The following is a 26,932-nucleotide window of genomic DNA, read 5'->3' as shown; positions in this document are numbered from 1 at the left end:
AAGGAGGTACTTCTATGAGACCATTACAAATCTCTCCAGATACTGCAGTCCGCTTATCAAAAGCACTAGGTGTTCCACTTGAACAACTCATGCATATGCCGCAGCACATTTTAATTCAAAAACTAGTTGAATTAGAAAAACAAAATAAAGACGAAGAATAATACAGTCCTGTTTTGCAGGACTTTTTATTATTTTCTATTATATCACGGATGCCTTTCCTACTAAAATCCTTTAACAGATGTACTACGATGTGATTTAGCCGTTCCTTCATCATTTAATAATGAGTCACATCTTTTCTTTTTTGTTACACGTCATAAAGAAAGCAGACCATTTATTTATAAGTCCCCATTGCGTCCTAAAAACACGATCATAAAAAACTAGAAGCCCTTTATATTGTTTTTTATTGAACGTGCGGAGCATCCCCTGATTCGTATAGTTCTTTCGCTTTTTCCTCCCCGAATGTAGTTAAAATATAATGTTGCTCTTCTAACGCATCCATTGCTCTAGTTGCTTTACAAACGCTATCTTCTTGAGCATCTGAGAGATAATTGTGATCTTCTACAATTTTACTAAAATCTTTTTTCGCCCATCTATCAGCAATTGCTAAAAGTTCATTTTTCTTCGCAAAGCTACTCTTATTTATAATTTCTTTTAATTTTTTAGTATTACTTTGAATCATTGGGATAGAGCCTGATTTTCGTTCTGCCACCACTTTTTGATGAGTCATGCGATGCATCGCTGTAATGACTTCGCTTTCAGTAGAATTTTCAGTAACATACACATCAACAAAGACCCCATCTACCTCTCTACCTACTATTGTTTGGTCTTCTTTTTTATCTATTTGAGCACTCACTTCTTTATCTACGGGATTATCTGCAAGTTCTAACATTCCAAATGTAACTGCAATAGCAAGAACTCCCATAGCTGCTACTATTCCTAGCCAAGTTGAAATTTTATTTTCCATTCCCCTTCTCCCTATCTATATCTATTTTATTGCCTTATAAAAAACTCACTTACATGTAATATTACTAAAAATAGGTTTTATTTTCCATACTATCAAATAATCTCTTTTTCTCAACAAAATAAAAAGACCAACGAATTATAACATTCATTGGTCTGTAAATAAAAAGTTCATTGGTTTTAAATTTGATATCGAGTATCAATTTCAAGAATTATTAAACTTTACTAAAGCTTAAATCCCTTACTACTTTTACTCTCAACTAGCTTTATGTTCAAGTCTCAGCTTATCCGCAACCATTGCGATAAACTCAGAATTCGTAGGTTTTGCTTTTGACATGGATACTGTATAACCGAATAAGGACGAAATAGAATCAATATTCCCACGGCTCCAAGCTACTTCAATTGCGTGACGAATTGCGCGCTCCACACGGCTTGCTGTTGTATTATATTTCTTTGCGATATCTGGATACAATACTTTCGTAATCGATCCTAACAATTCGATATCATTGTATACCATGGAGATTGCTTCTCGTAAATACATATATCCTTTAATATGAGCGGGTACACCAATTTCATGAATGATACTCGTAATACTCGCATCTAAGTTTTTCGGTTTTCCATCTACTGTTGTGGCTGATCGGAATGATGGTAGTGGACGCTTAATCATAGTGTTTGCTTTACCACTCACTTGACGAATATGACTCGTTAAATTCTCCATATCAAATGGTTTTAATATGAAATATGAGGCACCTAAGTCAACTGCTTTTTTCGTCACATCTTCTTGGCCAAATGCTGTCAACATAATTACGCTAGGCTGTTTTAACCTTTCAATATGTCGCATTTTCTCCAATACAGCTAAACCATCTAAGTGTGGCATAATAATGTCTAAAACGAGTACATCAGGTTGCTTATCTGTTAATAAGTTTAAACACTCTTGACCATTATAAGCAGTACCGATTACTTCCATATCATCTTGAGCGGCTACATAGCTCTCTAACATTGATACTAGTTCTTTATTATCATCCACAAGACATACTTTAATTTTCTCCACAGCTTTTCCTCCCTTACCGAATCGATTCTCCGACATGTGTATCCTTCTAGGCTACATGAATTGTTCGACAATTGTGTGAAAATTCCCTTTTAAAGTTTCTTACTTTCCGATAAAATCACAAAAAAATATGTTTATCGTTCATTTATTCCCTTTCACAACACATTCCATCATAGAAATACAACGAAACGTTCAACCCTTTCCTTTTATTTTACAACAAAAAACACCTCTTGCGGAGCTTTTACAAAATTTCAACGAATTTTTCAACAGAAAAAGCGAGCTAATAATATATATTAGCTCGCTTTTTTCTCTTGATCATAAATATTAATTCCAGCTTGATGTAACATCCATTCAATATGAACACCATATCCTGATGTTGGATCATTTACAAATACATGCGTAACAGCACCAATTACTTTTCCATTTTGTACAATTGGACTTCCGCTCATTCCTTGTACGATACCGCCCGTTTTCGCTAATAGACGTTTATCTGTTACTTTTATTACCATACCCTTTGTGGCTGGGAATTTTTGCTGCACTGTACTAACAACTTCAATATCAAACGCTTCTACTTTATCTTGATCAATAACTGTTAATATTTTTGCCGGTCCTTCTTTTACTTGATGAGATAATGCGATAGGCATTGCTTTATCCATTATACCGTTTTTCATATTCGTATTTAATTTTCCAAAAATACCATATGGACTATTAATTGTAATATTGCCAATCACTTCACGGTCTGGTGAGAATCTTGCTAATTTCTCCCCTGGATTCCCATGACTACCTCTTTCAATTGATGTAACTGTCGAGCGCATAATTTGTCCATCTTCGACTTGAATCGGCTTTTTCGTATCATTATCAGAAATAACATGACCAAGTGCCCCATATTTCATAGAATCTGGATGAACAAATGTCATCGTTCCAATTCCAGCTGCCGAATCACGGATATACAAGCCAATTCGATAAGACGATTCACCGTTGTCTTTTTGTGGAGTTAGCTTCGTACGAATATATTTTCCATCTCTTAACAATACAAGATTAAGCGGTTCACCTGTTTCTCCACTATTATGAATAAACGGTGCTACATCACTCATTCTTTCAATTGTTTTACCATTAATTTCAGTAATCATATCTCCAATTTGTACACCTGCTGTTTCACCAGGAGATATTTTACCTTTTTCAGTTTGAATTAAATGATGGCCTACAACAAGTACACCTTTTGTATTTAATTTCACACCAATTGATTGTCCACCTGGAATCACTTTAAAATCTTTTAACACTTTCACATTTACTTTTTTCACTGGAAAACCAGCAAGCTGAAATACCATATCAGCTTCACCATTTTGATGAGAATTTACCATAAGTCCTTGTTTTTGTTCATTCGAACTCACTGTAAATACATGACGATTTGTGGATGAAGCTTTGAAAACTGGTAATGATGATATTTCTGATTGTTGCCCTTCAAAAACAACAAGTTGTTTCGGTGATGAAATAAACGTTCGAAGCGGTTTAAAACATCCAATAAAAACTAAAGAAACAAGGAGACAAAGACCTATTATTTTTCGAAATTTTTCTAATTTCAACTTGTTCACTCTCCTCGCTCCTACCCCACATTCAGCCTCTTGGCTTCACTTTTTAATCTCTCCTTGCAGTGCTTTATTTATAACCGGAAGAATTAAGAAATCGTCATTTGAGAAAAAAAGCTATCCATTACTGGATAGCCTCTGCTGTCTGTTTAAAATGATGCGCTTGCGTAAGTAATTCTTTCGCATGCTCTGTCGTTAAATCTGTGATTTCCACACCAGAAATCATTCGAGCTATTTCTGTTACTTTATCCTCCATAGTTAAAACAGTAACTGATGTAATTGTCCGATCATTCGCTACTTGTTTTCGAATAAATAAATGTGAATCCGCCATTGAAGCTACTTGAGGTAAGTGCGTAATACAAAGTACTTGCGAGTTTACTGATACTCGATAAATTTTTTCCGCAATAGCCTGTGCGACCCGGCCACTTACACCCGTATCCACTTCATCAAAAATAACAGATGCAACCCCTTGATGCTTAGAAAAAATGCTTTTTAAAGCTAAAATGATACGAGATAACTCTCCGCCAGAAGCAACCTTTGAAAGTGGTTTTAGCGGCTCTCCTGGGTTCGTTGAAATATAAAATTCCACATGATCGTAACCATCCGCCGTAAGTCTTACCGGCGCACCTTCCACAAGGGGCTCTTCTGCATTTCCTTCTCTCTTCATAATTCTCACTTCAAATTTCGTTTTTTCCATATATAATTCTTTTAATTCCTGATGAATTGCATTTGTAAGGTGTTCTGCAAGCTCATGACGCATATTACTTAACAACGTTGCTTCTTTCATAATAACACTTTCTAATTCCTTCAACTGTTTCTTCGTCGTTTCAATATGAACGTCTTTATTTTCAATCGTAAAAATTTCCTGTTCAATTTTATTAGCATACGCTAAAATCTCTTCTACATTATTTCCATATTTTCTCTTTAGCATACGAATTTCATTCAAACGTGTTTCAATTTCATCTAAACGATTTGGATCATATTCCATCATATCGAGCTTTTCCCTCAGTTGATAGGCAACCTCTTCTAATAAGTAATAGCTATTTGCAATTGAATCATGATTCTCTTGATACACTTCATCTAAATGTGTAATACTTTCCATTTGCCCCATTGCACTTCTTACATTATCTAATCCTTGTCCGTCGGCACTTAAAGAACGATATGCATCACCTAACGCTTTATAAATCTTTTCAAAATTAGAAATTTGCAATCGTTCCTCAGTTAATTCATTTTCTTCATCCATCTTTAAATCCGCCTTGCGAATTTCCTCGTGCTGAAATTGAATTAAATCTAAGCGATGTGCCATTTGTTGCTCATTTTCACTTAACGATTTCAATTGTTTTTTTAATTTTTCATAGTCAGCGTATACGTTTTGATATATGTCTAATTGTTTAACGATTCGATCCCCATCAAAGTGATCAAGCATAAACAGATGTCGTTCTTCATTCATTAAATCTTGCGTTTCGTGCTGTCCATGAATATCAACAAGTGTTTTCCCAATTTCTTTTAATATGCTAAGTGTAACAAGCTTCCCATTTACACGACATACACTCTTCCCGTTCGCAGCAATATCACGCTTTAAAATAATCATACCATCTTCTATTTCTATATCTAACTCTTCTGCCTTTTCAATACATGGATGCTTCTCATCTTCAACATAAAATAGCCCTTCAATCTCAGCCTTTTCTGTTCCATATCGAACAAATTCTGCTGACCCACGGCCACCTACAAGTAAACTAATTGCATCAATAATAATCGATTTTCCGGCCCCTGTTTCACCGCTTAAAACCGTTAAACCTTTTTGAAAAGAAATATTTAATGCTTCAATAATAGCAAAGTTTCTAATCGATAATTCCGATAACAATGCCCCATTCACCTCGTTATAAAATAATCCCTTACTAAAGGATTTTCTCAGTTCTTCATTCAAATAATCATGCTATATATTTGTATGTATATACTCTTCTAACCCGCTTCATTGTACCAAACATTTGTTTTACGGGTCAATCCATCTATTTTTTAACTTTATGCAAACAAAATATTATATTACAATTGAAAATTCATATTTTTAACCAATAAAAATATCTTGTTCACTTTCCACTTTACGATGGAAAGCAAACAAGATTTTTTGTTACAACATATTTAAGAAACGATCAGAGACAACACCTGTATCGTCAGGTGTACGGCAAATAATTAAGCAAGTATCATCACCACAGATGGTTCCGATGATCTCATCCCACTCTAAATGATCAATAAGTGCTCCAAGTGAATGAGCGTTACCAGGCAATGTTTTTAGCACAAGCATATGTCCTGCCGTGTCTAATTTTACAAATGAATCCACTAGATTTCGTTTTAATTTTTGTAACGGGTTAAATCGTTGATCTGCTGGCAAGCTATATTTATAGCGCCCATCATGTAATGGCACCTTCACTAAGTGCAGTTCTTTAATATCGCGCGATACTGTTGCTTGCGTTACATTAAATCCCTCATTACGTAAAATATCAACTAATTCATCTTGTGTTTCAATTTCTTTGTTTGCAATAATTTCCCTGATTTTAATATGGCGCTGACCTTTATTCATACATTTGCACCTCACACTATCTCTTACCATAGTTTAAACATTGGTATACTTCACTTATTTATGTTAACTTATAATTCGTTTCTTGTACACAATTGTTTTTACAATCATTATACAATTACAGCAAAAAGAGGAACAACATATGTTATTCCCCTTTCCCTTTTTGTTTTAGAACGTCATGCGCTTCTGTAACAACTTGCTCTATAGAAATCGGAGAATGATTTTCGCCATTCTCACGTTCACCATGCCATTTCAGATGAATTAAAAATTCAATATTACCATCCCCACCCGTAATTGGTGAGAATGTTAAACCTTCCACATCATAGCCTTCTTTTAAAGCAAACTCGACAATCATTTCTACAACAGCTTCATGTACTTTTCTATCACGAACGATACCTTTTTTCCCAACTTGCTCTCTTCCAGCTTCAAACTGCGGTTTAATTAACGCTGCTACATCTCCGTTAGGCATAAGCATTGTTTTTAAAACTGGCAGTATAAGCTTTAATGATATAAATGAAACATCAATACTTGCAAATTGAGGTAAACCACGTTCTAAGTCTGCTGGTGTCACGTAACGGAAGTTTGTTCGTTCCATTACAACAACACGCTCATCTTGACGTAATTTCCACGCTAGTTGATTGTATCCTACATCTAATGCATAAGATAATTTCGCTCCATTTTGAAGCGCGCAATCTGTAAAGCCACCAGTTGATGAACCAATATCTATCATAACTTTATCTTGTAAATCAAGATGAAATGTCTCTAATGCCTTTTCAAGTTTATAACCACCACGACTTACATACGGCATAACTTGTCCCTTCACCGTAATCTCAGTATCTTGCGAGATTTTCTCTCCTGGCTTATCAAGTCTCATCTCATTTGCATATACGAGTCCGGCCATAATGGCGCGCTTTGCTTTCTCACGCGTTTCTATAAGTCCTCGCTCTACTAATAGTACATCTACTCTTTCTTTTTTTACGCTCATTTGTTACGCCCTTTTTTGTTTTGATGGAATCATTGTATGAATACGGTCTACAACAGCATCTATCGTTAAACCAATTTCTTCTAATAATTTTGTTACACTTCCGTGCTCTATGAAGCGGTCTGGAATACCCATTCGTTCAACTAATGCACTATGGTAACCATTTTCAGATGCAAATTCAACTACTCCTGTTCCAAAACCACCGATTAAACAAGCTTCTTCAATCGTTAAAATCGGTATATTCTTTCCTAGAAGATCATGTAAATATGCTTCATCCATTGGTTTAATAAAGCGAGCATTCACTACTTTCACTGAAACCCCAGCTTTTTCAAGACGCTCAGCTGCTTCCATTGCCATTGGTATTGTCGTACCAAACGTTAAAATAGCTGCTTGTGTCCCCTCTTTTAACGTCTCCCACGTACCGATTGGAATCGCCTTTAATTCTTTATCCATATGAACGCCAAGTCCATTACCGCGAGCATAACGCAATGCGATTGGTCCATCTTCATATTGCATCGCCGTATAAACTAAATGTTGCCCTTCATTTTCATCTTTCGGCATCATAAGCACCATATTCGGCAAGTGACGTAAGAATGAGATATCAAATACGCCTTGATGCGTTTCACCATCTGCTCCTACTAATCCCGAGCGATCTATTCCGATGAAAACATTTAAATTTTGGCGGCATATATCATGAACAACTTGGTCATATGCTCTTTGTAAAAATGTTGAATAAATCGCTAAGAATGGCTTCATTCCTTGCGTTGCCATACCTGCTGCCATTGTTGTAGCATGCTGTTCTGCAATACCTACATCAATCATACGATCTGGGAATTCTTTTTGGAATTTCTCAAGTTTTGATCCAACAGGCATTGCAGGTGTAATTGCTACGATACGCTCATCCGCTCTCGCTAGCTTAAGTACTGTTTCACTAACGACAGCACTCCATGCTGGTGCAACTTCTTTCGGCTTAACGAAGTCACCTGATTCAATTTTATAAGGTCCTGTTCCATGCCAAGTTCCAATAACGTCACTCTCAGCCGGTTTATAACCTTTTCCTTTTTTCGTAATAACGTGAACAAGCACTGGGCCTTTTGTTTTCTTTGCATATTGCAACGTTTCGAATAACTTTTCATAATCATGCCCATCGACTGGACCTAAATATGTAAAGCCTAACTCTTCGAAAAAGACACCAGATACTAGTAAATATTTAAGACTATCTTTTATTTTCTCTGCTGTCGCAGCCACTTTCCCGCCAACTGCTGGGATTTTCTTTAATATATACTCTAATTCATCTTTTACCCAGTGATATTTTCCTGCGGTACGTAAACGACCGAGCACATTATGAAGCGCACCAACGTTTGGTGCAATTGACATTTCATTATCATTCAAAATAACAATCATGTCTGTTTTTTCATGTCCAATATGGTTCAATGCCTCTAAAGCCATTCCGCCTGTTAAAGCACCATCTCCAATAATTGGTATAACATATTCTTTCGTTTTCTTTAAATCACGTGCCAGAGCCATTCCCATTGCAGCCGATAACGAAGTCGAGCTATGACCAGTTTCCCATACATCGTGCTCACTCTCGCAACGTTTCGGGAAACCACATAGACCTTGATATTGCCTTAATGTACCAAACTCTTTCGCACGTCCAGTTAAAATTTTATGTACATAGGATTGATGTCCTACATCCCATAAAAATTTATCTTGCGGGCTATCAAATAATTTGTGCAGAGCAATTGTGAGTTCTACTACACCTAAATTAGGTGCAATATGTCCACCTGTTTGAGAGAGCTCTTCAATTAAAAACTTACGAATATCCTCACTCAATCCCTCTAGTTCACTGATAGACATATCTTTCAAAAAACTAGGGTTTTGAATTTGCGTTAGATCCACATGGATCACTCACTTTCATTTCATAATCTGTCAACATGTCAAATATTATAAAAAACATTTACACAAAACAAGAAATTCTCTTTTCTATTTTTCGTCTTGTCCCGCTATTAACCAGTCTATTGCGCCCTAATCCTATTATAAACCATATTTCTTTAGGCGATGAAAAAAATAGCCGCTAACACGAAGTGATAACGGCAATGTAATCTACATATATTTTTGCCAATAACAAGAAAAGAAAAACCTTTTCCTACATTTATATCATAAAATGATGAATGACTCAACAAATGAAAACGCTGTTATATTAGTTATTACGTTTTGCAATCAAATCACAAATAGATAGTAAATATTCATCTTGTAATTGCAAGGAACTAATCGCACCTTTTGCTTCTGCAATTGTTTCTTCTAAAATATCCTTTGCTCTATCTACAGTAAACAACGTTGTATATGTGCTCTTTTCATTAGAAAGATCGCTACCAATCGGTTTTCCAATCTCTTCTTCAGTTCCTTCGACATCTAAAATATCATCTCGAATTTGGAAAGCTAGACCGATATATTTGGCAAACGTAAGCAACTTTTCTTCTTGCTCTTCTGTCGCATCAGAAAGTATCGCACCCGCAAGTACAGCAAATTCAAGCAGTTTTCCGGTCTTATGTTTATGGATGTACTCCAATTCATCAATCGTAAGGCGTTTCCCTTCAGCTTCCATATCTGCCACTTGTCCGCCAACCATTCCTTCTGGTCCTGCTGCTTTTGCAAGTTCAAGTACAAGTCTTACTTTTTTTTCGGCAGAAATTTCTTTTTGCTCATATGCCATAATAACTTGAAAAGCATACGTCAATAAGCCATCTCCTGCTAAAACTGCCATCGCTTCACCAAATACTTTGTGATTTGTGGGCTTTCCTCTTCTTAAATCATCATCATCCATACAAGGTAAATCATCATGAACTAATGAATATGTATGAATCATTTCAAGAGCACAAGCTGCACCTACTCCAAGATTTCTTTCTTTCCCAAACGCTTGTAATGTTGCAAACAAAAGTAACGGGCGGAGACGTTTTCCACCCGCTTCCAAAGAATATGCCATCGCTTCACGAAGTACATTTGGACATTGTAATTCATTTGCATAGCTTACAAGTTTTTCTTCTACGAAAGTTTTACTTTCTTTCAAAAAAGTATCAAAAGCAATCGTCACTATGCTTCATCTCCTAAAGCAGTAAACGGTTCAAGCTCTCCATCTTCCCCAAGAATAACTGCCATTTGTTCTTGTACATTCTTCAGCTTCTCATCACAAAGCTTAGATAATTCCATACCTTCTTTAAAATAAGAAATCGCTTCTTCTAAAGGTACGTCACCTTGTTCTAGCTTAGAAACAAGATGCTCAAGTTGCGAAATTGCCTCTTCAAAGCTTAATTTATTTTCCATTATTCAATTCACGCTCCTCTATGCCTGATACGCTACAATCTAGTATTCCATCTTGTAATTGAACTGAAACAGCATCTCCAAGGCTTACATCTTTCACACTTTTTAACACTTGCTTCTCTTCATCATATACAAGCCCGTACCCTCTCATCATTACTTTAAGCGGACTTAACGCTTCAAGTTTTTGAGCAGCTCTTACAAAGGCAAATTCTTTCGTTTGAAGTAACGTTTGCATTTCACGTTGTAATTGCTTTTGCAACGTTTCAACAGCTACCTTCGTTTGCATAATTTTTTGAGATGGGTGGTGCTTCTCTAAATAAAATGAAAGTTGCTTTAACTGATTCACCTTTTTATCAATATAGCGCTCTTTCGCTAAAACAAGCTGTTCTAGCGCTCTATCTAATTGCTCTTCCTTTTGCTCATATACTTGTCTTGGATAACGGAACGCATACGATTTTTGCAACACTTGTAGTTTTTCTTCTTTTTTATGTACTAACTCTCTCATTGCTCTTTGCAATCTCAGAGTTCTTTGTAATACCTTTTCTTGTAACTCTATAATGTTAGGTGCTGCCAGCTCAGCTGCTGCAGTCGGTGTTGGCGCGCGTAAATCTGCAACAAAATCTGCGATTGTAAAATCCGTTTCATGGCCTACTGCCGAAATAATAGGAATTTCACTCTTAAAGATTGCTCTTGCAACCATTTCCTCATTGAAAGCCCATAATTCCTCAATAGAACCTCCACCACGACCAACGATTAGTACATCTATCTCTCCCATTTCATTCGCTGTACGAATCGCTTGTACAATCGAGGGAGCCGCTGACTCCCCTTGTACAAGTACCGGAAATACAATAACATTCCCAATTGGATAACGACGTTTAATCGTTGTTATAATATCACGAATCGCTGCTCCTGTTGGCGACGTAATCACACCTATTGTTTTAGCGTAAGGAGGAATCGCTTTTTTATAAACTTGAGAAAAAAGTCCTTCTTCTTCTAAACGAACTTTTAACTGTTCGTACGCTAAATGTAAATTCCCGACTCCGTCAGGCTGCATGTCTTGAATATAAATTTGATAAGAACCACTCGCCTCGTAAACAGAGATTTTCCCTTTCACGAGTACCTTCATCCCATTTTCAGGTTTGAATTTAATATTACGATTATGGCCCGCAAACATAACCGCTGCGATTCTTGCATTTTCATCTTTCAATGTAAAATACATGTGGCCACGGCTATGATTTTTAAAGTTGGAAATTTCACCTTTTAACCAAACAGACTGCAAATGCGGATCATATTCTATTTTTGTTTTTATATAGCGTGTTAACGCTGTAACGGTTAAATATTGCTTCTCCATTTCTCTCTCCTCATAGCCGACTCAAATTATTTACAAACGACACCTGCACGTTTGGCAGATTCAACAGTATTATGAAGAAGCATTGTGATTGTCATTGGACCAACACCCTTTGGCACAGGTGTAATGTAACCCGCAACATCTAACACGTTGTCAAAGTCAACATCACCACAAAGTTTTCCTGTTTCTAAACGGTTAACACCAACGTCAATTACAACCGCTCCTTCTTTAATATAATCCGCTGTTATCATTTTAGGTCGTCCAACAGCTACGATTAAAATATCAGCTAACTTCGATAACTCTTTCATATTTTGCGTCTTAGAATGACAATATGTTACAGTGGCATTTTCATTTAAAAACAATTGTCCCACTGGTTTACCGACAATATTACTTCTTCCAATTACTACTACATGTTTTCCAGAAATATCAAGATTTGTTTCTTTTACTAATTCTACAATACCATGCGGTGTACATGGAAGGAATGTATCTTGTCCCGTCATCATACGTCCCACGCTGATTGGGTGAAATCCGTCTACATCCTTTTCTGGTGAAATTCTTTCAATGATAGCTTTTTCTTCAATATGTTTTGGTAAAGGTAATTGCACTAATATGCCATTAATACGGTCATCTCCATTTAAGCGATCGATTTCAGCAAGCAAACGTTCCTCAGTAATTGTTTCAGGAAGTTCAATTAGCTCTGAGTAAATCCCTACTTGTTCACAGCCTTTTTCTTTTCCTTTCACATAAGAACGAGATGCTGGATCTTCTCCAACTAAAATAACTGCTAATCCTGGTACAATACCTTGCTCTTTCAACTTCACAACTTCTTCTGTTAATTGTGCTCGTTTTTTCTCCGCAACTTCATTTCCTTTGATGATTACTGCTACCATTTTAAGATTCCCCCTTAAAGAATTTACAGTGTATCTTTTATATTAGATAAAACGCCGTTAATAAAACGACGAGATTCCTCATCCCCAAATGTTTTTGCAATTTCAATTGCTTCGTTAATTGTTACGTTGTGTGGAATTTCTTCCATGTACTTCATTTCATACACAGCTACACGTAAAATACTGCGATCAACAATACTAATACGCTCAAGCTTCCACTTTTTTAAGTTTTGACGAATCGCTTCATCGATTGCTTCTTTATTTTCTACAAAACCTACTACAAGTGACTCTAGAAACTCATTTGTTTCTTCGCCTTCATCCAGCGTGTTTTCCACTGCTACTTTCGGTTCTAATTCACCTGTAATATCCATTTGGTATAATGCTTGCATTGCTCTTTCTCTAGCCGTCCTACGTTTCATTGTAACTCTCCTTTATGCTTCAAGTCTTTCCTTATACTTTGTTATATTATTATAATTTATAAGCCGTCAATTCACTTACTCTTACAGTTTTCATTGATTTTCCAACCTTATAATACAATGATAATAACACAATTTATCGTTTCACACACGGGTTACAAGGCTGAAAAATAATAAAAAGATTAACTTCAAGTTCCATATCTTATCACAATGTACGTTTTTTGGAAAAACGACACATTTCCTTGTTTATTTCTTATTTTTTGAAATAGTATAATAATTAGAGGGTTGTAATTTGTGAAGAAATGAAACGATAAAAAAGATGCCTATGTTACTAGGCACCTTTTCATTCTTACACTGGTTCGATTTCTGTTTTTTGTGTTTCGAATGTTACGCCAACGATGTGAACATTCACTTCTTTTGGCTCAAGTCCTGTCATTGTAAAGAGTGCTTGGCGAATATTGTCTTGAATCTTTTGTGCAACAACTGGAATTGCTACACCAAAATACATTACAACATAAAGGTCAACGATAATATCTTCGTTTGCTAATTCAACCTTTACACCTTTACCATGATTTTTCTTACCTAACTTCTCAACAACATCTGTAGCAAAATTACCGCGCATTGCCGCTACACCTTCTACTTCAGCAGCTGCAATACCTGCAATTACTTCAATTACTTCTGGTGCAATTTCTACTTTACCAAGAGTTGTATCTTGACCCATATCTAACATATGTTCAGCCATGAAAAAAACCTCCTTTAATGTATCACTGCGTCACAAGTTCATGCTCTTCCAAAAATTTCGTATTAAACTCACCTTTTACAAAATCAGGATGATCTAGCAATTGCAAATGGAACGGGATTGTTGTATGTACGCCTTCAATGACAAATTCACTAAGTGCGCGCTTCATTTTTGCAATTGCCTCTTCACGTGTTTTTCCGTGAACAATTAATTTAGCAACCATCGAATCATAGAAAGGTGGGATTGAATATCCCGGATATACAGCTGAATCGACGCGAATACCAAATCCTCCTGGTGGTAAGTACATTTCTACTTTACCTGGAGATGGCATAAATTTTTTGGCAGGGTTTTCCGCATTAATTCGACATTCAATTGCCCAACCATTAAATTGTACTTCTTCTTGCTGTAACGATAACTTTTCTCCTGAAGCAACAAGAATTTGCTCTTTAATTAAGTCCATTCCCGTTACCATTTCAGTAACCGGATGCTCAACCTGAATTCTCGTATTCATCTCCATGAAATAAAAGGTTTTCGTTTTATATTCATAAATAAACTCAACCGTACCAGCACCTGTATAATCAACCGCTACCGCCGCTTTAACTGCCGCTTCACCCATCTGCTTGCGAATATCTTCATCAAGTGCAGGTGATGGACTTTCTTCTAGTAGTTTTTGCAAACGGCGCTGAATTGTACAATCACGCTCTCCTAAATGAATGGCATTTCCGTGTGTATCTGCCATTATTTGAATCTCAACATGGCGGAAATCTTCAACGTACTTTTCTAAGTATACACCAGGGTTCCCAAAAGCGGTACTAGCTTCTTGCTGTGTAATTTGAATTCCTTTTATAAGCTCTTCTTCATGGCGTGCAACACGAATACCTTTTCCGCCGCCACCTGCAGTCGCTTTAATAATAACTGGATATCCAATTTGATTAGCAAGCTCGATCGCTTCTTCGGTATTTTTAATAATCCCTTGTGAACCTGGTACAATCGGAACCCCTGCTTCTTTCATTGTATCACGAGCAACGTCTTTTGTGCCCATCTTTGAAATAGCTTCTGGACTTGGACCGATAAAAATCAAGTTACATTCACGGCATAATTCTGCGAAATCTGCATTCTCTGCTAAAAATCCGTATCCCGGATGAATAGCATCGCAGCCTGTTAACTTCGCAACGCTAATAATGTTCGTCAAATTTAAATAGCTTTCTTTCGAAATCGTTGGTCCTACACAATACGCCTCGTCTGCAATCTGTACGTGAAGTGACTCTTTATCTGCTTCTGAATAAATTGCAACTGTTTCAATATCCATTTCTTTACAAGCACGAATAATTCGTACAGCAATTTCCCCACGATTGGCTATTAATACTTTTTTTATCATCACAAAGACTCCCTTATTACGCTTTTACAAGAAATAGCGGTTGTCCATACTCAACAAGCTGTCCGTTATTAACAAGAATTTCAACAATTTCGCCCTCTACATCAGCATCAATTTCGTTAAATAACTTCATAGCCTCGACAATACACACGATAGAATCTTTCGATACTCTATCCCCAACACTTACATATGGAGGTGTATCAGGCGAAGAAGAAGAATAGAATGTACCTACCATCGGTGATGTGATTTTATGTAGGTTTTCATTTTGAACAGCCTTCTTCTCTTCTTGTTTTGGCGCTTCTGCTTGTGCTGCTGCTACTTTCGTTTCAACTTCAACAGGCGCTACTGGTTGCATAGCTTGTTTTGCTGCAGGTGCTTGCACAGCAACAACTTCATTACCACGCTTTTTCATTTTGATTGTTGTACCGTCTTTTTTGTATTCAAATTCATCAATATTAGAGCTATCAATTAATTTAATTAATTCGCGAACTTCTTGAATTTTAAACATGTAAAATCCACTCCCATACTCTTGTTTGTCCCGTTTTTACAGATTCTCGTCACGAAAACTAGATTGACTGTAAAAATACGATGTATTCTATTAGAAAATATATTTCATTAACTAATAGAAATATTTACTATTTCCATCTTACGATAAATTTTTTAAACATTCCAATTTATATTTCTTTATAATAAATCGAAACTCCTGTAAAAATATTATTCCAATAAAAATTTAATACCTAGTAATAATACCAAGTTTCACACGAAATTGGCAAGACCACTTCTTAAAAAACATTCACTACTTTTTCAAAACGTTACACAGCAAACATGCCATTCCCTCTTCACCACACCTATAGTCAATAACATATTTTTACCAAATATTTTTTTTTGTTTACACACCGTTCATCATTCCTTCATATAAGAATAGTATGTTCAAAGTGTAGAAAATATATTGTGTCGAGGTGTGGAAATATGATATGGCTCATTCTCTTTTTACCTGCTGTAATCGTTTGGGCATGCGTTCTTTGCATCCACGTCAAATCCGGAAAAAGTAATCATCAGTACCATGAACCATTAATCTTTTACTCACAACGTGTTTCTCCATTCCGACCTGAACATAGTAAAAATAATTACAAAGACGCAATAGAAAAAAGCTATCGAAAATGATAGCTTTTTTCTATTCACACGTACTTACATACTCTTTTTACTATTTGCATACCCTTTGCTTAGTAAAAGATAATAATCCGTAGGGAAATCCCTACGGATTAAAGTTTCACTTATTTCGCTGGTGGATCAAATTTCACACCTACATCTTTTGATCCGCCTTCACTTCTTACAAGTTGAATAATTTTATTTGCTTCTTTCTGTGAATGTTTTGCCGCTTTAACCGTTACTCTAATATCAGTACCATCAGCTCTTACAAGAGCATCTGGATATCCTCCTTGAGATTTAATTACTGTCTCAAGTAATTCTTGCTTCGTTTCCATTGTCGTAATGGCATCAAAATTTTCTTTCGCTTTATTCTTTTCTGTTGCTGAAGCTTTTGTTGAACTCATCACTTCTTGTAATTTTGCTTTTTGTTCACTACGCTGATCTTCCATTTGCATACGTAAAGCTGTGAAATTCTCATCACTTGATTGAACTGATACATTGCCCTCTTTTTTACTTGTTTCTTTTTTTGCATTTTCTTTTTTGTCTGTTTCTTTATTCGTTGTTTCTTTGCTTGTATTTTCTTTTTTCGGAGTTTCTTTAGGCGCTTCGTTTGTTACTGCTTTATCAGTACCTTGTTTTTCTTGTCCAATCTTTTCACCTGTTGCTGGCGATGCTGTATTCATTTTGTCAGGAGTTGTCACGTAATACACAGATAGTACAACAACTAAACTTAACATCGTTAATAACCAAACTGTTTGTTTTTTTAACACTTTATTTCCTCCCTATCAATTTTTCGGTGAAACTGAAACGCGATGGGCCGGTACATCTAGCAGCCTTATCACAGCTTCTTTTACCATTGCTTTAACTTGTATATTATCCACTCCCTTTGCTACGACAAGAACACCACGTACTTTCGGCTTCTCTGTTCGTAAAACAACAGGAGTTTCTTTATCCCCTTCACGTATAATGACAGTCTTTTCATCAAGAGACTCGTCCTCTACTTCTCTCTTACCGCCTGTTTTATCTGTTTCACCTGTTGTTTGTGAGCGTTTCACTGTATTTTTTTCTAAAATTTTTTCTTCAGATGAATCTAAATTCACTTTAATCGTTACGTCTTTTACTCCTGCTATTTCTTCTAAAGCAGTTTTTAATTCTTGTTCATACGCTTTTTCATATTTTTCTACATTTGACATACTATCATTACTTTTTTGTCCGAAAGTTGGTACGTCTTTTTCTTGGTTTTGAGTTTTTTGTTCTTTAAATACAGGTACTTCTTCTTTTTTACTTGAAAAGAGACTACTAGAAAACATAAGCAAAATTCCAAGTATGAGTAGGACAAGTAAAAACTTAGGTGTTACCTTTTTACCCTTCTCGTTGCTTTCTTTTTGATCCCCATTCAATAAGTTTCGAAAAAATGAGAACTTCGAATTTTTATCTTTATTGTCCATTTACTCTACCTGTCCTCCCTTCCATTTGAACTTGGATTTGTTTACCCTCTAGTTGCCACCTGCTTGAAAAGAAATCTTTCATTTCTACATTCGTTTCTTCCACTTTTTTTGGAGGCTCTTTCGTGTTAATTTCAATTGGCTTTACTGTTTCGATTGCATCATTTTTACTACGTTCTTTTTCTTTCAACGTCACAACAACAGATTGAATATCTTTCGCTGACTTTACTTCTTCTATATTTTCTGCTGCGACTATTTGTATTTCAGAGACAGCCATACCATACTTTTTCTCAAACTCTTTTCCTACTTCTTTTTTCATTTTGGTAGCCATCTCTTCTAAACTATATGCACGTGTTAGAGCTTGTATTTCTTTTTTCTTCGAATCTATTGAATTTTTTACAGATCCTTCTGCTACGTACTTTTCTTCATTAAAATTTGCAATTACTTCATTTACATCTGTCTGCAATAGTTTAAAAAGGGGTGTTAAAATTAATACGACTAACAAAAGACTTACAACAAATTTAACGTATTTTTGCAAATTCGAATTTGGAAGAATAAGATGAAGCATTGTCGCTAAGAGCAAAAAAACGATAATATTTCTGATCCACTCTGTAACAAATTGCATACTCTTCACCTCCTACCGCATCATAAGTGTAATATTCCCCGCAGCAATAATAATTGTAATACTTAAAAAGAACATAAATGATACGATAGCTAAGCAAGCAAATACGTAAATGATGCTTCTTCCAATAATGTCTAAACATTGAATAATTGCTCCGCCGCCAACCGGTTGTAATACTGCTGCTGCGAATTTATAAATAAATGCAATACAGAAAATTTGAATCGCAGGAAAAGCAACAATTAAGCATAAAATGACGAGCCCAATAATTCCGACTGTGTTTTTCAATAATCCTGATGCGCTAATAACAGTATCCGCCGCTTCCGTAAACATCCTTCCAACTACTGGAATGAAGTTTCCTGTTACAAATTTAGCAGTTTTCACAGCTATGCCATCAGCAACGGCTGTCGCTGTTCCTTGTACAGATAATACCCCTAAAAAAATCGTTAAGAAGATACCGATAATCCCAACGCTAACGTTTTGCAGAAGCTTGGACAATTTTGTAACTTTATATTGATCACTCATTGTACTTACAATACTTAATATCGTTGCCAGTAATAAAAGCGGTAGAACGATATAATTCATAAGAAGCCCGCTTGTATTCATTAAGAAAATGATAATCGGATGAAAGAAAGATACAGATACAACCCCGCCACCAGTCGCTATAAGCGCCAATAAAATTGGCAATAGCGCTAATATGAAATCTACCATTGTTTGTATCGTTTCTCTTGCATATGTCATAACGACATAAAAACTATTTAAAGCAAAAATAATAAGTACCATATATACAACAGCATCAGCAATTTTACTTACACTACTTTTTGAAAAAGCGGATTGCAGTGATTGCAACAATGCACTAAAGATTGTGAGCATAATGAGTGTGCCAAGCAGTTTTCCATTAGCTGCAAGCTCATGAAATAAATATTTTAATAACCCTATCATCCACTCTTTTAGAGAGAATTCTTTTTCTCCCTTTACAAACTCCATAAAACTCCCTTTTTGACTCTCTGGCAAATAGCCACCATATTTTGTAACAAGCCCGTCCCAAAATTGCTTCACATCTTCAATTCCGAGCTTATCCAATTGTTGATCAACGACGTTTGTTTCTACAGGAGAAGCTTGTACAACAACCGGTAAAGAAAAGAAAAGGAAGCAAGCAAATAGCAGCTTAGCTCCAAACCTCCTCAACATTCACTCCCCCTTATCCCGTCGGTAAAAATCCGAGAATAGTTTCAATTACAACCGTCAAAATAGGAATTGCCATAACGAGAATTAAGATTTTCCCAGCAAGTTCAATTTTCGAAGCGATGGCACCTTGACCAGCATCTTTTGTAATTTGAGCTCCAAACTCGGCAATATAAGCAATTCCAATAATTTTTAGTAACGTTTCCACGTAGACGTTGCTAACCTTCGCTTCACTCGCTACTCTCTCAATCATTTGTAAAATAGAATGAATTTGATCGATTAAAATAAGAAACATCACGCTACCTACGAACACAATAAATAAAGATGTAATACTAGATTTATGCTGGTTCAAAACAGCAGCTAAAAACGTAGCAACGAGGCCTAATCCGACAATTTGTATAATTTCGATTCGAACCGCCTCCTTTACTGGAAGAGAAAGACACTTTTAATCTTGTCGAATAGCGTATTAATTAAAAATGCAACATGAAATAAAATGACGACAAAACCGACAAGGATAACCCAATTTGCAATATCCTCACGCTTCAATTCTTTTAGTACAGTATGAATGAAAGCTAAAACAATGCCGATTCCGGCGATTTGAAATATTAATCCAACATCAATGGACATCGCCTTTCTCCCCCCTATAGCAGTAAAATTACAATAAGTAGCCCTGCTAGTACCCCTAAGCTCTTAATCATTTTTTCGTATTGCAGTTGTAAAGCTTTCGCTTCCTCTTCTTCTCTCTCCAAATGTGTAATACATAAGCGAATATGTTTTTGTTGTGATTCACGATCATGTTGCCCGAGCGTTTCACCAAATTGCTGCAGTATTTCATACTCGGTTTGTTGAAAAGCCGTCAACTTCCAATTCTCTTTCAAACTATCTATCCAAGCTTCCCTTACTGTTTGTTCTCCACTTTCTAGTTTTTTAGCGAAACTTTGAAATATCCAATTTAATGGCTTTGGCATTTGTTTAACTAATCGCTCGGCAGCCTCAGATAAAGGTGTGTGTCCATACATAATTTCTGCCTCTAATGATTGAAGTGCTGATTTTAATAACCTAAGTTGCCTCGGTCTCTCACTGTATCTTTTAGCGTACGAAAACCCGAAAAAGGTGCTGACCGCAACGATTAACACTGCACCAAATATTTTCACCATACGCCCTCAGCCTTTCTATTTGATAACACTGGTTTTCCATATTTATCTTTCACCTGCATAACCGTTCCTGGACCCCTCGCTTTTGACAACTCCACAAACCTATCAAATATACCAAGCTCTAGCACTGCCTTGAGCGATGGACGTCTCACAACATCCTCATAGGAAAATCCGTGTGCGCTTATAAAAAGCTGGACACCTGCATGCACTGCCTCCATAATTGCTTCACTATCTTCTTTACGGCCAATTTCATCTACGATCAAAATATCAGGACTCATAGAACGAATCATCATCATCATTCCTTCTGCCTTTGGACATGCGTCTAACACATCGACTCGGGTACCAAAATCATATTGCGGGATCCCTTTCACACAACCAGCAATTTCTGACCGTTCATCAACGATCCCCACTTTACAGGAAGGAATTTCCGAAGCACTTACCCCTTGACTCATGCAACGTGCTACATCTCTTAAGAGTGTCGTTTTTCCCGTTTGGGGAGGGCCAATTACCATCGTGTTTAACCACCTTTTTTCATACAAATATGGCAAAAGCGGTTCAGCAATCCCTATTTTTTGACGAGCAATACGAATATTAAAGGAAGAGACATCACGAATCATTTTCACTGCGCTTTTTTCTGTAATGACTTTTCCTGCTAACCCGATTCTATGCCCTCCGCGAAGCGTCACATACCCACGTTTTAATTCCTCTTCCATCGTATAAATTGAGAATTGACTTAACTTATTCAATAAGTAAATAGCATCCTCTGCAGTAGTGATATAGTCATAAAAAAACACCTTTCCGTGTGCAATACACTCTAGCGGCCTTCCAATTCGAACGCGAATTTCCTCTAAAGCATCGTATTGCTTACATTCTTCAATTAAGTACTTCATCGTTTTTGGTAAAACTTCTAATACCTCTTTCATCGGCTTCTCCCCACTATACTCGACTTACTATTTCAGTAATGCGATAAAAATACAGCAAATTCCAAGCGCTAGAAAAAAGAGCTTCAAGAAAGAAATTTCACTTGCTACACTCGCTATCCCAATTGTCATTGTTAAAATTAATACGGTAGGTCCAACAAACGCCAACATACCATTTATAAACAACGCTTTCTTCGCATCATTCACATAAAGCATAAGCAAAGCAGCAAATATCTCCGCACTACCTGAAAATAATCGAAGTGCCCCCATAACAAGCACGGATGTTTCCATTGCCGCTAGCCACTGTTTCATTCTTCCACCTTCTCCCGTAACAGTTACTAACTTCGTATTCTAAAAAAGAATATATTTGTACAACCATATGCAGAGGTTGTCTATTTCAGAAGTAAAAACATAATTTTTCTCTAAAGTCTGAATTACAATCTGAATATTCATATTATTTCATGGTATATTATGGTACATTTAGTTTAAAAGAGGTTTAAACCATGCAGCACGTCACTTTATTACCACTAGATTTATGCTATACAAATGTGATTTTCGAGCTATCAAGTGATCCACATATAAAAAATGCATTGGGGATAACGGTAGAAAATATCGAAGACACGAAAACATTTCTTCTTTTCGCAATAGAAGAAGAGCGTCAAAAGAAATCCTTATCGAGAATGATTGTGAATGAAGAAAATGAAATAATTGGCCTCACCACACTTAAACATATTAATAATGAGAAAAAGCAATCTCACATTGGTAGTTGGCTCGGCTATCCGTACTGGGGAAAAGGCTATAACGAGGCTGCTAAAAAAGAAATCTTTAAAATCGCCTTTTTAGACTTACAACTTTCCTACGTATTTGCTGGTGCTAAAACGAATAATATCCGCTCTTTAAAAGCACAAGAAAAACTACCTTATATTTCATTGCATGTGGAAAACAAGTTTCCAGACGAACACGCTGCACTAGAGAAAGAAGTAAAGTCACCTTGCTCTCTGCATGTCGTGTCACGTGAAAATTTTTTAAACTGGTTGAAATTACAGAATGAGGGGGAAAAATATGAAGGCATTGAAAGTTAGTTTAACCGTTGTAGTAGAATTAGCTCTTATTTATCTTTTTTCATTATTGGTCGGTTGGTCATTTATAGAGACCTTTTTCCTTGGTAGTTTAGCAATATTTGCAATTATGTGGTTAATTATTATGAGTAACCATAGAAATAACATTACAGATCACGCAATAAGTAAAACATTAACTGGCGTTGAGACTGGCGAAATAAAACCATTTCAAATTGTTTTGACTCCATCTATTATGGGTACTCTTTCACTTGTTTTAGTCAGTTTTATAATAACAGCTATTTACTATCTACCCTATTTCCTATAAAAAAAGCACTCGTGAATTATCACGAGTGCTTTTTTACTATGCACGAGAAACGTATTTACCTTCACCAGTGTTGATGATAAGCATTTCGCCTTCGTTAATGAAGATTGGTACTTGTACAACAAGACCAGTTTCTAATGTAGCTGGTTTTGTTACGTTAGAAGCAGTATCACCTTTAATACCAGGCTCTGTTTCTGTAACTTGTAATTCAACTGTGTTTGGAAGTTCAACACCAAGTACTTCGCCTTGGTAAGTCATGATTGCTACTTCCATGTTTTCTTTTAGGAATTTAAGCTCGCGCTCGATTTGTTTTTCACCAAGTTCGATTTGCTCATAAGTTCCGTTATCCATAAATACGTGAGCCTCACCGCTTGCGTATAAGTATTGCATACGACGGTTTTCGATGTGTGCTTTTTCTACTTTCTCACCTGCACGGAATGTTTTCTCTTGAACAGAACCTGTGCGAAGATTACGTAGTTTAGAACGAACGAATGCAGCACCTTTACCTGGCTTTACGTGTTGGAAATCAAGTACTTGCCAAAGGGCATTGTCCACTGAAATTGTTAAACCTGTACGAAAATCGTTTACTGAAATCATGTAAAAAAATCCTCCTGTGTATTACAAAATAATAAGTTCTTTTGGTGATTTCGTAATTACTTCATTACCTTCACTTGTCACAATGATATCATCTTCAATACGTACGCCGCCAATACCTGGAATATAAATACCTGGTTCTACTGTTACAGCCATACCTGGTTCAAGTACTGTATGAGAACGGAACGCTAAACCTGGTGCTTCATGGATTTCAAGACCTATTCCATGACCAGTAGAGTGTCCAAAGTATTCACCATATCCTTTTTCCGTTATGTAGTCACGCGTTAGCGCATCAGCCTCGCGACCTGTTAAACCAGCTTTAATACCGTTCACACCACGTAGTTGTGCTTCTAAAACGATATTATAAATTTCTTTTAATTTATCAGATGGTTCACCGACTGCAATCGTACGAGTAATATCAGAGCAATATCCTTTGTAATAAGCGCCGAAGTCTAATGTAACGAAATCTCCTGTTTCTATCACTTTTTCAGATGCCACGCCGTGCGGTAATGCCGAACGAAGACCTGAAGCAACGATAATATCAAACGAAGAAGATGTTGCTCCTTGTTTTCTCATGAAAAATTCAAGTTCATTTGACACTTCAATTTCAGATACTCCCGGGCGAATGAATGATAGAATATGCTCAAAGGCAGCATCTGCAATCTGTGCAGCTTCCTTTAATATCTTAATCTCTGAATCAGTCTTTATCAAGCGTAACTTTTCTACAAGTCCAGAAGTCGGGATAAATTCAGCATCAATCGCTTCCTTATGCACTGAATAAGAACTATATGTAAGAGTATCTTGCTCAAAACCAAGTTTTTGAATTCCAAGCTCTTTCACTTGCTTTGCCACTTCATCAATGATCAATCCTGCGTGCTGTACAACCTCATATCCAACCGCTTGTTTACTTGCCTGCTCGACGTAACGGAAATCTGTAATAAATTGAGCACGATCTTTTGAAATAAGAACAACGCCTGCTGTTCCTGTGAAGTTAGCCATATATCTACGACTATGTTCATTTGTTAACAAAATACCGTCAATACCAGCCTCATCAAATGCACTTCGTAATCTTTCAATTTTCTCCATTACTTTACGCCTCCCTCAATTTCTCCATTAATGCAAATAACGCTAACTTATAGCCATAAAAACCAAATCCTACAATTTGACCTGCACAAACAGCTGCCGTCACAGATTCATGACGGAACGATTCACGCTGATGAATGTTAGAAATATGTACTTCAATAACAGGAATCGAAATGCTCGCAATGGCATCACGAATCGCATAGCTATAATGCGTAAATGCTCCCGGATTTAAAATGATCCCTTCATATATATCTTCCGCTTCATGAATAATGTCGATAATGGCACCTTCATGATTCGATTGGAAACATTCTAACTCCACTCCCATTGTTTCTGCTTCTTGCTTCATATCTGCTTCAAGTGTCGTTAGCGTGCCCTTTCCATATACATTTACCTCACGAACACCGAGGCGATTTAGGTTAGGACCGTTTACGAGGAGTAACTTTTTCATATTCTTAAAACTCCTTAATATTAAATATCTATACAATATTTTAACATAGGAGTTACTTATTTGAATAGTTCGTCTTCTCTTACCCTTCTTGTTCTGCTTTATTGCTATTTACTGCGTAAGAAACAGAATATGCTATAAACACACCATACAATATAAAAATACATATTGTCGTCACAAGTGTCTCTTTTGGTAAATGGAGCGCACTTTTAATAACAGGAGCCATTAAACCCATCCCCAAAAACAGTAGCGCCCACCAAAATAGCCCATAAATAATTCCCGCTATAATCCCTTCAAACTTTGCAAAAAATGCTTTATACAAAAAGGCAATCAAAATTGAAAGAAGTCCCATACACACTATTCCGAACACATTGCCCCATACACCCTCTTTCCAACTTCCAAACGCAAATGGTAAAAGGAAATAATTCGGGCCCGCCTCCGTGAATGAAAATATATGAAGGAAATACCATATCCCGCCCCAAAAGATTCCACCAAACAAACCAATCTGCACAAAATTCCTTGTTCCTAATTGTTCTTGACTCACATCGACACCTCCGCTCAATAGTATGCCCGAAACTATTTTGAAGCATGTTTAAATCCTGCGAAATTTGTCTATAAAAAGAATAAGAAATGTCCGACTCTCATAACATTTTCCCTTGTCATCTACTTGTATTTGCCGATAAAATAAAGGAAACTCGGTGATTGTCTTATTTCAAAACGACAGAACCCAGTATGACAATTGCCTCTTTTTCTACATAAGAGAGAAACAAATACAGGTTGGTGTTAACATGGCAGAAGAGTCAAAACAAATATATGGCGGGCAAGCGGTCATAGAAGGAGTTATGTTTGGCGGTAGAGAATATACTGTTACAGCGGTTCGTCGTAAAGATAAATCGATTGAATTTTATCGATTACCACGCGTTCGTAATAAAGTACTATCTACCCTAAAAAAAATTCCATTTTTACGAGGGATTGCCGCTATTGTGGATGCAAGTGCGAATGGAGCAAAGCATTTAAACTTCGCTTCAGAACGATTTGACGTCCACCCAGAAGATGATGAACAAATTGCAAATAAAAAAGAAGAACAATCAAAATTAACGATGGTATTAGGAGTTGCAGCTGTTGGCGTTTTATCTTTTATATTCGGTAAAGTCATTTTCACAGCAGTTCCTGCACTATTAGCTGAATTAACAAGACCGATTTTCCCGTCTCATACTGGGCAAATCATTGTCGAAAGTGTCATTAAGCTCATGCTATTATTGAGCTATATATACTTTATTTCTTTAACCCCACTTATTAAGCGGGTATTTCAGTATCACGGTGCAGAGCATAAGGTAATCAATGCTTACGAGAATAACCTTCCTCTGACTGTAGAAAACGTTCAAAAGCAAACTCGTCTCCATTATAGATGTGGCAGTAGCTTTATTATATTTACAGTCATTATTGGAATGTTCGTTTATTTCCTAGTCCCTACAGATCCTCTTTGGGCACGAGTTATAAACCGAATTTTATTAATTCCAGTTGTACTTGGTATTTCTTTTGAAGTACTACAATTCACAAATCGATTACGAGATATTCCCGTATTACGCGTACTTGGATATCCTGGATTATGGCTACAACTATTAACAACGAAAGAACCAACAGATGATCAAGTGGAAGTAGCAATTGCATCGTTTGAAGAATTATTACGTTTAGAGAACAAACAATAATTATTTAAAAATGGT

General features: G+C 36.4%; 33 protein-coding genes. 5 read left to right on the top strand and 28 right to left on the bottom strand.

The window, feature by feature from the left end; all coding sequences use genetic code 11:
* The first annotated feature begins 14 nt into the window (after positions 1–14).
* Positions 15–161, top strand: coding sequence for a YycC family protein (locus B9A45_RS08500; RefSeq protein ID WP_001247671.1), 147 nt, complete (start codon positions 15–17; stop codon positions 159–161).
* A 239-nt stretch (positions 162–400) separates the two neighbouring features.
* Here B9A45_RS08500 and B9A45_RS08495 read toward each other — a convergent pair whose 3' ends face one another.
* From B9A45_RS08495 to accB, 15 genes are all read right to left on the bottom strand, one after another.
* Complete coding sequence (locus B9A45_RS08495; protein WP_084063982.1) at positions 401–964, bottom strand: PRK06770 family protein; 564 nt, start codon at positions 962–964, stop codon at positions 401–403.
* Positions 965–1,216: 252 nt separating this feature from the next.
* Positions 1,217–2,011: a sporulation transcription factor Spo0A gene (gene spo0A, locus B9A45_RS08490; RefSeq protein WP_021727703.1), complete on the bottom strand. Its 795-nt coding sequence runs from the start codon at positions 2,009–2,011 to the stop codon at positions 1,217–1,219.
* Positions 2,012–2,301: 290 nt separating this feature from the next.
* Entirely contained in the window at positions 2,302–3,600 is a 1,299-nt protein-coding gene (spoIVB, locus tag B9A45_RS08480) for a SpoIVB peptidase (RefSeq protein WP_002000940.1), read from the bottom strand.
* A gap of 118 nt (positions 3,601–3,718) precedes the next feature.
* Positions 3,719–5,458 carry a DNA repair protein RecN gene (gene recN, locus B9A45_RS08475; RefSeq protein ID WP_084063980.1) on the bottom strand — a complete coding sequence of 580 codons (1,740 nt, stop codon included), beginning with the start codon at positions 5,456–5,458 and terminating at the stop codon, positions 3,719–3,721.
* A gap of 264 nt (positions 5,459–5,722) precedes the next feature.
* On the bottom strand, positions 5,723–6,172 hold the full coding sequence (argR, locus tag B9A45_RS08470; protein ID WP_001032580.1) for an arginine repressor ArgR: 450 nt from the start codon (positions 6,170–6,172) through the stop codon (positions 5,723–5,725).
* A 142-nt stretch (positions 6,173–6,314) separates the two neighbouring features.
* A complete protein-coding gene (locus B9A45_RS08465; RefSeq protein ID WP_000111874.1) occupies positions 6,315–7,154 on the bottom strand; it encodes a TlyA family RNA methyltransferase in 840 nt (279 codons plus the stop codon).
* A gap of 3 nt (positions 7,155–7,157) precedes the next feature.
* Positions 7,158–9,050, bottom strand: coding sequence for a 1-deoxy-D-xylulose-5-phosphate synthase (dxs, locus tag B9A45_RS08460; protein ID WP_084063979.1), 1,893 nt, complete (start codon positions 9,048–9,050; stop codon positions 7,158–7,160).
* Between the two features lie 301 nt (positions 9,051–9,351).
* On the bottom strand, positions 9,352–10,242 hold the full coding sequence (ispA, locus tag B9A45_RS08455) for a (2E,6E)-farnesyl diphosphate synthase (RefSeq protein WP_000150374.1): 891 nt from the start codon (positions 10,240–10,242) through the stop codon (positions 9,352–9,354).
* Positions 10,242–10,472: an exodeoxyribonuclease VII small subunit gene (gene xseB / locus B9A45_RS08450; RefSeq protein ID WP_000428423.1), complete on the bottom strand. Its 231-nt coding sequence runs from the start codon at positions 10,470–10,472 to the stop codon at positions 10,242–10,244. The genes ispA and xseB overlap by 1 nt, the downstream gene beginning before the upstream one ends.
* A complete protein-coding gene (gene xseA / locus B9A45_RS08445; protein ID WP_000415249.1) occupies positions 10,462–11,820 on the bottom strand; it encodes an exodeoxyribonuclease VII large subunit in 1,359 nt (452 codons plus the stop codon). The genes xseB and xseA overlap by 11 nt, the downstream gene beginning before the upstream one ends.
* A 26-nt stretch (positions 11,821–11,846) precedes the next feature.
* Complete coding sequence (folD, locus tag B9A45_RS08440; protein WP_000226732.1) at positions 11,847–12,707, bottom strand: bifunctional methylenetetrahydrofolate dehydrogenase/methenyltetrahydrofolate cyclohydrolase FolD; 861 nt, start codon at positions 12,705–12,707, stop codon at positions 11,847–11,849.
* A gap of 23 nt (positions 12,708–12,730) precedes the next feature.
* Complete coding sequence (nusB, locus tag B9A45_RS08435) at positions 12,731–13,123, bottom strand: N utilization substance protein NusB (protein ID WP_000830247.1); 393 nt, start codon at positions 13,121–13,123, stop codon at positions 12,731–12,733.
* A gap of 346 nt (positions 13,124–13,469) precedes the next feature.
* Entirely contained in the window at positions 13,470–13,862 is a 393-nt protein-coding gene (locus B9A45_RS08430; RefSeq protein ID WP_000807630.1) for an Asp23/Gls24 family envelope stress response protein, read from the bottom strand.
* Positions 13,863–13,884: 22 nt separating this feature from the next.
* Complete coding sequence (accC, locus tag B9A45_RS08425; RefSeq protein WP_000592870.1) at positions 13,885–15,237, bottom strand: acetyl-CoA carboxylase biotin carboxylase subunit; 1,353 nt, start codon at positions 15,235–15,237, stop codon at positions 13,885–13,887.
* Positions 15,238–15,253: 16 nt separating this feature from the next.
* Positions 15,254–15,742, bottom strand: a complete 489-nt coding sequence (gene accB / locus B9A45_RS08420) for an acetyl-CoA carboxylase biotin carboxyl carrier protein (RefSeq protein WP_000472859.1) — start codon at positions 15,740–15,742, stop codon at positions 15,254–15,256.
* A gap of 461 nt (positions 15,743–16,203) precedes the next feature.
* On the opposite strand from accB, the gene B9A45_RS08415 reads away from it, so the two are divergent.
* Positions 16,204–16,398: a DNA recombination protein RecO gene (locus B9A45_RS08415; RefSeq protein ID WP_084063978.1), complete on the top strand. Its 195-nt coding sequence runs from the start codon at positions 16,204–16,206 to the stop codon at positions 16,396–16,398.
* Positions 16,399–16,508: 110 nt separating this feature from the next.
* On the opposite strand, the gene B9A45_RS08410 is transcribed toward B9A45_RS08415, so the two are convergent.
* From B9A45_RS08410 to B9A45_RS08370, 9 genes are read right to left on the bottom strand one after another with little or no spacing between them, the layout of a single operon-like run.
* Positions 16,509–17,153 (bottom strand): SpoIIIAH-like family protein, encoded by a 645-nt coding sequence (locus tag B9A45_RS08410; protein ID WP_000914710.1) that lies wholly within the window; start codon positions 17,151–17,153, stop codon positions 16,509–16,511.
* Positions 17,154–17,168: 15 nt separating this feature from the next.
* Entirely contained in the window at positions 17,169–17,831 is a 663-nt protein-coding gene (gene spoIIIAG, locus B9A45_RS08405) for a stage III sporulation protein AG (RefSeq protein WP_000368890.1), read from the bottom strand.
* Positions 17,821–18,453, bottom strand: a complete 633-nt coding sequence (gene spoIIIAF / locus B9A45_RS08400; RefSeq protein ID WP_001161033.1) for a stage III sporulation protein AF — start codon at positions 18,451–18,453, stop codon at positions 17,821–17,823. The genes spoIIIAG and spoIIIAF overlap by 11 nt, the downstream gene beginning before the upstream one ends.
* A 12-nt stretch (positions 18,454–18,465) precedes the next feature.
* Entirely contained in the window at positions 18,466–19,638 is a 1,173-nt protein-coding gene (gene spoIIIAE / locus B9A45_RS08395) for a stage III sporulation protein AE (protein ID WP_000946110.1), read from the bottom strand.
* A 10-nt stretch (positions 19,639–19,648) separates the two neighbouring features.
* Positions 19,649–20,032, bottom strand: a complete 384-nt coding sequence (gene spoIIIAD / locus B9A45_RS08390; protein WP_077393170.1) for a stage III sporulation protein AD — start codon at positions 20,030–20,032, stop codon at positions 19,649–19,651.
* Between the two features lie 23 nt (positions 20,033–20,055).
* Complete coding sequence (spoIIIAC, locus tag B9A45_RS08385) at positions 20,056–20,259, bottom strand: stage III sporulation protein AC (protein WP_000020914.1); 204 nt, start codon at positions 20,257–20,259, stop codon at positions 20,056–20,058.
* Positions 20,260–20,273: 14 nt separating this feature from the next.
* Positions 20,274–20,789, bottom strand: coding sequence for a stage III sporulation protein SpoIIIAB (spoIIIAB, locus tag B9A45_RS08380; RefSeq protein ID WP_000238702.1), 516 nt, complete (start codon positions 20,787–20,789; stop codon positions 20,274–20,276).
* Positions 20,783–21,709 carry a stage III sporulation protein AA gene (gene spoIIIAA / locus B9A45_RS08375; RefSeq protein ID WP_000665905.1) on the bottom strand — a complete coding sequence of 309 codons (927 nt, stop codon included), beginning with the start codon at positions 21,707–21,709 and terminating at the stop codon, positions 20,783–20,785. Before spoIIIAA ends, spoIIIAB begins: the two co-directional genes overlap by 7 nt.
* A gap of 27 nt (positions 21,710–21,736) precedes the next feature.
* The gene (locus B9A45_RS08370) at positions 21,737–22,018 is read right to left on the bottom strand and encodes a YqhV family protein (RefSeq protein WP_000816050.1); all 282 of its coding nucleotides are present in this window, start codon (positions 22,016–22,018) and stop codon (positions 21,737–21,739) included.
* A gap of 191 nt (positions 22,019–22,209) precedes the next feature.
* Here B9A45_RS08370 and B9A45_RS08365 point away from each other — a divergent pair, with 191 nt between their 5' ends.
* Positions 22,210–22,788, top strand: a complete 579-nt coding sequence (locus B9A45_RS08365; RefSeq protein ID WP_001164991.1) for a GNAT family N-acetyltransferase — start codon at positions 22,210–22,212, stop codon at positions 22,786–22,788.
* Positions 22,769–23,089: a hypothetical protein gene (locus tag B9A45_RS08360; protein WP_000645695.1), complete on the top strand. Its 321-nt coding sequence runs from the start codon at positions 22,769–22,771 to the stop codon at positions 23,087–23,089. The genes B9A45_RS08365 and B9A45_RS08360 overlap by 20 nt, the downstream gene beginning before the upstream one ends.
* A gap of 36 nt (positions 23,090–23,125) precedes the next feature.
* On the opposite strand, the gene efp is transcribed toward B9A45_RS08360, so the two are convergent.
* The 4 genes from efp to B9A45_RS08340 form a co-directional block, all read right to left on the bottom strand.
* Entirely contained in the window at positions 23,126–23,683 is a 558-nt protein-coding gene (gene efp, locus B9A45_RS08355; protein ID WP_000626516.1) for an elongation factor P, read from the bottom strand.
* 21 nt (positions 23,684–23,704) lie between these two features.
* Positions 23,705–24,766, bottom strand: coding sequence for a Xaa-Pro dipeptidase (gene pepQ / locus B9A45_RS08350; protein ID WP_000411041.1), 1,062 nt, complete (start codon positions 24,764–24,766; stop codon positions 23,705–23,707).
* 4 nt (positions 24,767–24,770) lie between these two features.
* Complete coding sequence (aroQ, locus tag B9A45_RS08345) at positions 24,771–25,211, bottom strand: type II 3-dehydroquinate dehydratase (protein ID WP_000735147.1); 441 nt, start codon at positions 25,209–25,211, stop codon at positions 24,771–24,773.
* Positions 25,212–25,290: 79 nt separating this feature from the next.
* On the bottom strand, positions 25,291–25,752 hold the full coding sequence (locus tag B9A45_RS08340; protein WP_142263044.1) for a YqhR family membrane protein: 462 nt from the start codon (positions 25,750–25,752) through the stop codon (positions 25,291–25,293).
* 244 nt (positions 25,753–25,996) lie between these two features.
* Here B9A45_RS08340 and B9A45_RS08335 point away from each other — a divergent pair, with 244 nt between their 5' ends.
* Positions 25,997–26,917, top strand: coding sequence for a DUF1385 domain-containing protein (locus B9A45_RS08335; RefSeq protein ID WP_000807121.1), 921 nt, complete (start codon positions 25,997–25,999; stop codon positions 26,915–26,917).
* The last annotated feature ends 15 nt before the right edge of the window (positions 26,918–26,932 follow it).

This window comes from Bacillus sp. JKS001846 (assembly GCF_900176455.1).
Classification (GTDB): Bacteria; Bacillota; Bacilli; order Bacillales; family Bacillaceae_G; genus Bacillus_A; species Bacillus_A cereus.
This window is presented reverse-complemented; position numbering and strand designations above follow the sequence as displayed.

Excerpts from the sequence above, each read along its gene's own strand:
- B9A45_RS08500 (WP_001247671.1), top strand. The coding sequence starts at position 15 with ATGAGACCATTACAAATCTCTCCAGATACTGCAGTCCGCTTATCAAAA.
- B9A45_RS08495 (WP_084063982.1), bottom strand. The coding sequence starts at position 964 with ATGGAAAATAAAATTTCAACTTGGCTAGGAATAGTAGCAGCTATGGGA.
- argR (WP_001032580.1), bottom strand. The coding sequence starts at position 6,172 with ATGAATAAAGGTCAGCGCCATATTAAAATCAGGGAAATTATTGCAAAC.
- B9A45_RS08465 (WP_000111874.1), bottom strand. The coding sequence starts at position 7,154 with ATGAGCGTAAAAAAAGAAAGAGTAGATGTACTATTAGTAGAGCGAGGA.
- xseB (WP_000428423.1), bottom strand. The coding sequence starts at position 10,472 with ATGGAAAATAAATTAAGCTTTGAAGAGGCAATTTCGCAACTTGAGCAT.
- xseA (WP_000415249.1), bottom strand. The coding sequence starts at position 11,820 with ATGGAGAAGCAATATTTAACCGTTACAGCGTTAACACGCTATATAAAA.
- folD (WP_000226732.1), bottom strand. The coding sequence starts at position 12,707 with ATGGTAGCAGTAATCATCAAAGGAAATGAAGTTGCGGAGAAAAAACGA.
- nusB (WP_000830247.1), bottom strand. The coding sequence starts at position 13,123 with ATGAAACGTAGGACGGCTAGAGAAAGAGCAATGCAAGCATTATACCAA.
- B9A45_RS08430 (WP_000807630.1), bottom strand. The coding sequence starts at position 13,862 with ATGGCTGAACATATGTTAGATATGGGTCAAGATACAACTCTTGGTAAA.
- accC (WP_000592870.1), bottom strand. The coding sequence starts at position 15,237 with ATGATAAAAAAAGTATTAATAGCCAATCGTGGGGAAATTGCTGTACGA.
- accB (WP_000472859.1), bottom strand. The coding sequence starts at position 15,742 with ATGTTTAAAATTCAAGAAGTTCGCGAATTAATTAAATTAATTGATAGC.
- B9A45_RS08415 (WP_084063978.1), top strand. The coding sequence starts at position 16,204 with ATGATATGGCTCATTCTCTTTTTACCTGCTGTAATCGTTTGGGCATGC.
- spoIIIAG (WP_000368890.1), bottom strand. The coding sequence starts at position 17,831 with ATGGACAATAAAGATAAAAATTCGAAGTTCTCATTTTTTCGAAACTTA.
- spoIIIAF (WP_001161033.1), bottom strand. The coding sequence starts at position 18,453 with ATGCAATTTGTTACAGAGTGGATCAGAAATATTATCGTTTTTTTGCTC.
- spoIIIAE (WP_000946110.1), bottom strand. The coding sequence starts at position 19,638 with ATGTTGAGGAGGTTTGGAGCTAAGCTGCTATTTGCTTGCTTCCTTTTC.
- spoIIIAC (WP_000020914.1), bottom strand. The coding sequence starts at position 20,259 with ATGTCCATTGATGTTGGATTAATATTTCAAATCGCCGGAATCGGCATT.
- spoIIIAB (WP_000238702.1), bottom strand. The coding sequence starts at position 20,789 with ATGGTGAAAATATTTGGTGCAGTGTTAATCGTTGCGGTCAGCACCTTT.
- spoIIIAA (WP_000665905.1), bottom strand. The coding sequence starts at position 21,709 with ATGAAAGAGGTATTAGAAGTTTTACCAAAAACGATGAAGTACTTAATT.
- B9A45_RS08370 (WP_000816050.1), bottom strand. The coding sequence starts at position 22,018 with ATGAAACAGTGGCTAGCGGCAATGGAAACATCCGTGCTTGTTATGGGG.
- B9A45_RS08365 (WP_001164991.1), top strand. The coding sequence starts at position 22,210 with ATGCAGCACGTCACTTTATTACCACTAGATTTATGCTATACAAATGTG.
- B9A45_RS08360 (WP_000645695.1), top strand. The coding sequence starts at position 22,769 with ATGAAGGCATTGAAAGTTAGTTTAACCGTTGTAGTAGAATTAGCTCTT.
- efp (WP_000626516.1), bottom strand. The coding sequence starts at position 23,683 with ATGATTTCAGTAAACGATTTTCGTACAGGTTTAACAATTTCAGTGGAC.
- pepQ (WP_000411041.1), bottom strand. The coding sequence starts at position 24,766 with ATGGAGAAAATTGAAAGATTACGAAGTGCATTTGATGAGGCTGGTATT.
- aroQ (WP_000735147.1), bottom strand. The coding sequence starts at position 25,211 with ATGAAAAAGTTACTCCTCGTAAACGGTCCTAACCTAAATCGCCTCGGT.
- B9A45_RS08335 (WP_000807121.1), top strand. The coding sequence starts at position 25,997 with ATGGCAGAAGAGTCAAAACAAATATATGGCGGGCAAGCGGTCATAGAA.